This window comes from Sphingomonas asaccharolytica NBRC 15499, assembly GCF_001598355.1.
In the GTDB taxonomy this organism is placed as follows: Bacteria; Pseudomonadota; Alphaproteobacteria; order Sphingomonadales; family Sphingomonadaceae; genus Sphingomonas; species Sphingomonas asaccharolytica.
Genome location: NZ_BCYU01000139.1, coordinates 1 through 6248, shown reverse-complemented (window position 1 = coordinate 6248; position 6248 = coordinate 1). Strand labels below are relative to the sequence as shown.

Here is a 6248-nt window from a genome sequence, read left to right as displayed (position 1 = left end):
GGTGGCGGCCGACATGGCGGCGGCGGGGGAGGGGGCGAAGGCCGCGGCGGCGGTCGCATGGGCGGTGGCGGCGGCAGCGGCCAATCGAGCGGCAGCGACTCGCAGCCACGTTATTCCGACATCAAACGCGGCGCGGCGCGCTTCTCGTTCTTCGATTATCCCGAGCCGGTCACCGTCGCCGACACCAATTTCAATCGCGGAGTCGATCCCAAGGAGTTTCGCGACGCCGCGGCGGATCGTTTCGCGATGCTCGACGCCAAGCATGACGGCAAACTCACGCGCGCCGCGCTTCCCAAATTGAGCGCGCCGGCGGCCGGCCAGTTCGGCGGCAAGGGCAAGCGAAGCGGCGGCGGACGCTGGCCGCGCGGGGACGCCGCTAGCAGTGGCACGCCCCCGGAGGGCGACGACGGCGGCGACTCCAAACCCTGACCGCAAGCGCGCGTTGACGCGATAGTTTGAACCGCGTGCGTGACGGCGCTACAGCGCGGCGATGCGGTTCGCGTTCGTCAAATGCCATGGCTCGGGCAACGATTTCCCGATGATCGATGCGCGCGCCATCGAGCTGTCCGACGCTGCATGGGCTCAGGTCGCGCGCGCGCTGGCCGATCGGCGCGGGCCGGTTGGCGGCGATGGGTTGTTGTTGCTAACCGCCGGCGATGCGCGGCACGATTTCGGCTTCCGCATGTTCAACAGCGACGGATCGGAAGCCGAGACCTGTCTCAACGGGCTGCGTTGCGTCGCGCGCGCCGGGTTCGATGCGCTGGGAATCGACCATGCGCACGTCCATCTCAAGACTTCGGTGGTCGAGGCGACGCGCGATCCCGATCTTGCGCCGGGTGTGGTGACGGTTCGCGAACTGGCCGGTCCGGCATCGCTCGACATCGTCGACTGGCCGATGACGATCGGCCGGCAACAGAATGTCCAGATGGCGATTCCCGGATTGCCCAGCGATCGGCCGTTCACCGCGGTCTCGATCCCCAACCCGCATTTGATCGCATTCGTCGACGCAATCGATGAGCGGGAACTCGTGGCGGTCGGTCAGCTGTGCGAATCGGCGCCCGACTGGCTGCCCAACCGCGCCAATGTCAGTTTCGTCGAAACGCGTCCCGGCGGGCTGTTCGTGCGCACCTTCGAACGCGGAGTCGGGCTGACCGACAGTTGCGGCAGCGCGATGGCGGCGTCGACCTTTGCTGCCTGCCTGACCGAGCGTGCGCGTTTCGATACGGAAATCACCGTCTGGAACGCGGGCGGGTTGATCAGGGCCTGCGCCGATCCCGACGGCATGGTCCGGCTGTCGGGCAATGCCACTTACGAATGGGAAGGGTCGGCCGACGTCGATCTCGATCGCGCTTTGGCCGGCGAGCTCGTCGTGACGCGGCATTTCAACGACGAGATCGCCGCTTGGGCGGGGGTAGCGGACCAGGCGATGGCGGTGCCTCGACCGACTTGATCGCGGACCGGCTACAGGTTGCCGCCCTTTGGAGAACTAGGTGTTCGGCGAAGCTGGACGCGGATTTGCCCGAGGCGAGCCGTCGCGGCCGTGGCCGGGATGCCCAGCCGGACGTAGCGCGCCGTTGACGCTGTCGTGTCGTGCCCAGCGGAGATATCGAAGGCAGCGCAGAAATCGTTTGATTCCCACCGCACTAGCCGAGCCGCGCGCTGGGCGCAGGCCCGGCTGAACGCCGCGACCCCAGGCCGGCCGTCGCGGCGGACGACGCGACTATATTGGCGGCCGGCAAGGCGGATGGTCGCGCGGTCGATCTGCGGCGCGGCGGCTGGCGCCGGCGGCGTTGTCGATGTCAATGTCGATGCCGGGATAACCGGGCCGGCGGCGGCACTGCCGGTGCCGAATCCTGCGGGCGTGAGCAGGCGCCGCACCTGATGGAAACTCGATCGCGTGAAGCTCGCGGCCGACCCGCCATCGCCCCCGGGCAGCATCGCCGCGACCTGGCCGGGCACGCCGGGCAACGTGATCGCGACTGCCGGCAAGCCGACAAAGGCGAGGATCAACGCCAGCGTGGTGCCGGCGCCGCGCCGCGGCGGCATCGGGTAAGGCGACGCCCATCCGGGTCGCGGCTCGTCATCGGGCGGTGCCGCGCGTTGCAGGTCATAGGCGATACGACGGTTGTTATTGCCGAGCACCGCCCAGGCCGCGTTGACCGCACGCGTTCGGTCGGCGGCGTCGGGTACGCCCTGCGCGGTATCGGGATGGTATTTGCGCAACAGCGCTTTCCAAGCGGCGCGGATCACTGCCTGGTCCGCGTCGGGCGTTACGCCGAGCATAGCGTAATAATCGGGCGCTGCCGCCATCGTCGATATTTGCGCCCAAAAGGCGAATTCGGCAAGCGTGGGATGCGTGATTCTCTCCGGGCTGATCGCGGCGTTGGCGCCGTCCGTCGCAGGTGGTTGGCGGACGATGGCCGCACCAGTCTTTCCGCCATGCCGCAAGCGCGCGGGGAAACCCGAAACCGACGGAAAACCGGGTAAAAGTGTTGCTTCGCCGCCACAGCGGATCAGCTTTGTTTCGCTTGCGTGGAAACGATCCTTTGGGTAGGGAGTTTGCGCTGTCCGTAGTGACAACCGTGAAAGGGGATACAGATGCGCAAGCTTGCCATTGCCGTGGCGCTCGCTTCAACCGCACTTGCGACGCCCGCGCTTGCGCGCGATAAGGCGTGGTATGTTGGCGTCGAAGGCGGCGCGATGATTGTCGAAGACATTCACTTCGATATCAATGCGGCGCCAGACGCCATGAAGATCGACCATAACTACGGTTATGACGTTGGCGGCCAGGTCGGTTACGACTTCGGCATGTTCCGCGTCGAAACCGAAGTTTCGTACAAGTCCGCCAACGTCGACACCGTCAGTTCGAGCCTCCGTATTCCGGCGTATAACAGCGCTGGTGCTCTGGTTCAGTCGAACGCCGGCAGCTATGGCTATGCCGGCGGCCGGACCACCGCGCTAAGCTTCATGCTGAACGGCATGCTCGACTTCGGCGACGATGACGGTCTGCAGGGCTTCGTCGGCGGCGGTGTCGGTGTCGCTCGCGTGAAGGGCAAATATGGCCTCAACACGTATGGCAACTTCGTCAACGATTCGGATACTGTTTTCGCATGGCAAGCGATCGCGGGTATCCGTGCGCCGATCACCAACCATATCGACGCGTCGCTGAAGTATCGCTTCTTCAACGCCGAGAACGTCAAGCTGGTCGACGTGACCGGCCGCACGCTGGACGGGCGCTTCCGCACGCACAGCATCCTGGGTGGCTTTACCTATAACTTCGGCGAACCGGCGGCTCCGCCTCCGCCGCCGCCGCCGCCTCCGCCTCCTCCGCCGCCGGAACCGCCGGCGCCGCCGGCTCCGGCACCCGTCGTTTGCTCGCCGGGACCGTTCATCGTGTTCTTCGAGTGGGACAAGTCGGACATCACGCCGGAAGCGTCGTCGATCCTCGACAACGCGATCAGCCAGTACGCGAACTGCGGCAATGCCCAGGTCATGCTGGCGGGTCACGCGGACCGTTCGGGTTCGGCCAAGTACAATGTCGGTCTCTCGCAGCGTCGTGCCGACGCGGTGAAGGCTTACATGGTTGCCCATTCGGTTCCGGATGGTGTCATCAGCGAGCAGGCGTTCGGCGAGAGCCGTCCGCGTGTCGAGACCGCCGATGGCGTCCGCGAGGTCCAGAACCGTCGCGTGGAGATCACCTACGGCCCGTCTTCGGGTCAGTAAGTCTCCAACGACTAAAAGATTTGGGGAGGTCGGTTCGCCGGCCTCCCTTTTTCTTTGCGCTCGCCGCAGGGAAATAGCGGAGGCTATTTCCTGCTCAGCGGCGAGCCCGGCCAGCGTCGCGAAGCGATGACTGACGACGCGGCTTCGCCGCGGCGGCTCTCCGCGGCTTAAGCCCTCTCCCGCTCGCGGGAGAGGGTCGGGGTGGGGTCTTCTTTCTTCTTCTTTCTCGCCGCCCGATTGAAGAAGAAAGAAGACCCTCACCTTCCCACCGCCTGCGGCGGTGGGCCCCTCCCTCTCCCGCAAGCGGGAGAGGGCACCGCCAGTGCGAAGCTGTCACCACTTAAGCCACCCCCGCACAGGGATGGCAAAACCCCATACTTGCGATAGAGCACGCGCGACCCGATTTGGCGGGTCGCCGGACATGCCGTCTGCACCGAGGGACTAGAATGAAAATCACGATGATCGGATCTGGCTATGTCGGCCTGGTGTCGGGAGCCTGCTTTTCGGATTTCGGCCACGACGTGGTCTGCGTCGACAAGGATGCGGCCAAGATCGAGGCGCTCCGAGGCGGTCGCATGCCGATCTATGAACCTGGACTCGATCAACTCGTCGCGACCAATGTCGCCGCCGGGCGCCTGACCTTCACCACCGATCTCGCCACCGCGGTTGCCGGCGCCGATGCCATCTTCATCGCGGTCGGCACGCCATCGCGCCGGGGCGACGGCCATGCCGACCTCACTTATGTGTTCGAGGCGACCAAGGAGATCGCGGCCGCGGTCACCGGCCCGACCGTCGTCGTGACCAAGTCGACCGTGCCGGTCGGCACCGGCGACCGGGTCGAGGAGATTTTGCGCGAAGAACGGCCCGATATCGACATCGCGGTCGTGTCCAACCCAGAGTTCCTGCGCGAGGGCGCCGCGATCGGCGACTTCAAACGTCCCGATCGCATCGTCATCGGCAGCGACGATCTGCACGCGCGCGAAGTCATGCGCGAAGTCTATCGCCCGCTCTATCTCAACGAGAGCCCGCTATTGTTCGTCGGCCGCCGCACCTCGGAGCTGATCAAATACGCCGCCAACGCGTTCCTCGCGACCAAGATCACCTTCATCAACGAGATCGCTGATCTGTGCGAAGCGGTCGGCGCCAACGTCCAGGACGTGTCGCGCGGCATCGGACTCGACAATCGCATCGGCGGCAAGTTCCTCCATGCCGGCCCCGGCTATGGCGGATCGTGCTTCCCCAAGGACACGCTGGCGCTGCTCAAGACGGCCGAGGATCATGAGAGCCCGGTCCACATCGTCGAGGCGGTGGTGAAGGTCAATGACAGCCGCAAGCGCGCGATGGGGCGCAAGGTGCTCCACGCACTGGGCGACGAGCCCCGCGGCAAGACGGTCGCGGTGCTGGGGCTGACGTTCAAGCCCAACACCGACGACATGCGCGACGCGCCCAGCCTGGCGGTGGTGCAGAGCCTGCAGGACGCCGGCGTCACCGTCCGTGCTTTCGACCCCGAAGGGATGCAGGCGGCCAAGGCGATGATGCCCGACGTCATCTTCTGCAAGGATGCCTATGAGGCCGCGACCGGTGCCGATGCGGTGACGATCGTGACCGAATGGGACACGTTCCGCGCGCTCGACCTGCGGCGGCTGGCGAGCGTGATGACCGCGCCGGTGATGGTCGATCTCCGCAACGTCTATCGTCCCGACGACGTTCGCAAACTCGGCTTCGCTTATTCGTCGGTCGGGCGCTGAACCGACCGCCGCGCGCCGATCAGGCGGCGGCCAGCGCCGTCGCCAGCCACGGCGCGACGATCGCATCGCCCGGCGCCTCGACCCGGCGTAGCTCGACCATCAGGCCGAGATCGGGATAGGCCGCGCGCGTCCGGTCGCCGGCGGGCGCGATCGGCGCGACGACCAGCCGCCGGTTGACCTTGGCGCGATAATGCATCCGCGCGGTATTCTCCTGCCCGACATAGCAGCCCTTGGCGAAGCTCACGCCGTTGAGTTCGGCGGCATTGGCCTCGAGCCACAAGGTCTTGTCCTGGCCGAGCTCGGCGACGCCCTCGGTCACGCCGAGCGACAGGCGGTGCTCAAGCCAGCCCTGCGCCGGCTCGCCCGGCATCCCCAGCCAGCGCCGGCCCAGTTCCGGCAAGCGCGGATCGGGTACGCCCAGCGCGCTGTCGCGCGCCCAATGCACCGCGCCTGCGATGCGCTCGATCGTGATCGGCCGACGCAGCCGGTACATTGCCAGTCGCCGTGTCAGCGCCTCGGCCTCTGCTGCTTCGCAATCGATCAGCACCGAATCGCCGTCCGCCCAGAGCAGGAAGTCGAACAATGCCTTGCCTTGCGGCGTCAGCAGGCCCGACCAGCGCGGCGTGGCGGCGTCGAGCGTCAGCACGTCCTGCGTCACCAGCCCTTGCAGGAAATCGCGGACGTCGTCGCCGGCCAGGCGGATCAGCGCGCGGTCGGCCAGCATGGTTCCAGTGTCGCTCATGCTGCCAAGCTAGGGTCCGTACTCAATTACGGCAA

At 66.4% G+C, this 6248-nt stretch carries 5 protein-coding genes and 1 pseudogene; 4 read left to right on the top strand and 2 right to left on the bottom strand.

The window, feature by feature from the left end; translation table 11 throughout:
• Together SAS01S_RS22930 and dapF are read left to right on the top strand one after the other, a co-directional pair.
• Nucleotides 1-429 (top strand): annotated as a pseudogene (locus tag SAS01S_RS22930) (hypothetical protein); the annotation flags it as partial.
• Nucleotides 430-490: 61 nt separating this feature from the next.
• Complete coding sequence (gene dapF / locus SAS01S_RS21280; RefSeq protein WP_066813121.1) at nt 491-1450, top strand: diaminopimelate epimerase; 960 nt, start codon at nt 491-493, stop codon at nt 1448-1450.
• 11 nt (nt 1451-1461) lie between these two features.
• Here dapF and SAS01S_RS21275 read toward each other — a convergent pair whose 3' ends face one another.
• Entirely contained in the window at nt 1462-2310 is an 849-nt protein-coding gene (locus SAS01S_RS21275; protein WP_157082941.1) for a J domain-containing protein, read from the bottom strand.
• A 288-nt stretch (nt 2311-2598) separates the two neighbouring features.
• Between SAS01S_RS21275 and SAS01S_RS21270 the strand changes: the two genes are divergently transcribed.
• Both SAS01S_RS21270 and SAS01S_RS21265 read left to right on the top strand, forming a co-directional pair.
• Nucleotides 2599-3723 (top strand): OmpA family protein, encoded by a 1125-nt coding sequence (locus tag SAS01S_RS21270; protein ID WP_066813117.1) that lies wholly within the window; start codon nt 2599-2601, stop codon nt 3721-3723.
• 446 nt (nt 3724-4169) lie between these two features.
• Entirely contained in the window at nt 4170-5471 is a 1302-nt protein-coding gene (locus tag SAS01S_RS21265; protein WP_066813112.1) for a UDP-glucose dehydrogenase family protein, read from the top strand.
• Nucleotides 5472-5490: 19 nt separating this feature from the next.
• Here the strand turns inward: SAS01S_RS21265 and ygfZ are convergent, their stop codons facing one another.
• A complete protein-coding gene (gene ygfZ / locus SAS01S_RS21260; RefSeq protein WP_066813111.1) occupies nt 5491-6213 on the bottom strand; it encodes a CAF17-like 4Fe-4S cluster assembly/insertion protein YgfZ in 723 nt (240 codons plus the stop codon).
• Nucleotides 6214-6248: the final 35 nt, after the last annotated feature.